This window comes from Flagellimonas olearia (genome assembly GCF_009184425.1).
Classification (GTDB): domain Bacteria; phylum Bacteroidota; class Bacteroidia; order Flavobacteriales; family Flavobacteriaceae; genus Flagellimonas; species Flagellimonas olearia.
Genome location: NZ_WELG01000104.1, coordinates 1 through 360 on the forward strand (window position 1 = coordinate 1; position 360 = coordinate 360).

Sequence of the window (360 nt, forward strand, 5' to 3'; positions counted from 1 at the left end):
TATCACCTACAAAATTAGGGTGTTTTTTAAAACCACCAATAACTTCATCAGAGCAATTATTTTTCAAGATTTTGTGTAAAGTCTTAAAGTATTCTAAACTCAAAGGTTCTTTATAGCTTTCAAGCAAGTAATTCACGCATTCAAAATGATTGATGGTTTCAAAAATATCATCAAGTCTAATATTTTCGTTTTTTTCAGTTATAAGAGCGGATTTATCAAAAATATGAGCGGTTTGTTCGTAGGTCAAACTGCTTCCTTCAATGCGATTAGAGTTATAAGAAAATTTAATTTGGATTAAGTGGTAAATGCCATTTTTAATAGCATTCTTTTTTTCATGATTTAGTTTTTCTATGAGTTTAG

At 28.3% G+C, this 360-nt stretch carries 1 pseudogene; it reads right to left on the bottom strand.

The features are described from left to right. Positions 1-360: pseudogene (locus F8C76_RS19960) on the bottom strand (Fic family protein); the annotation flags it as partial.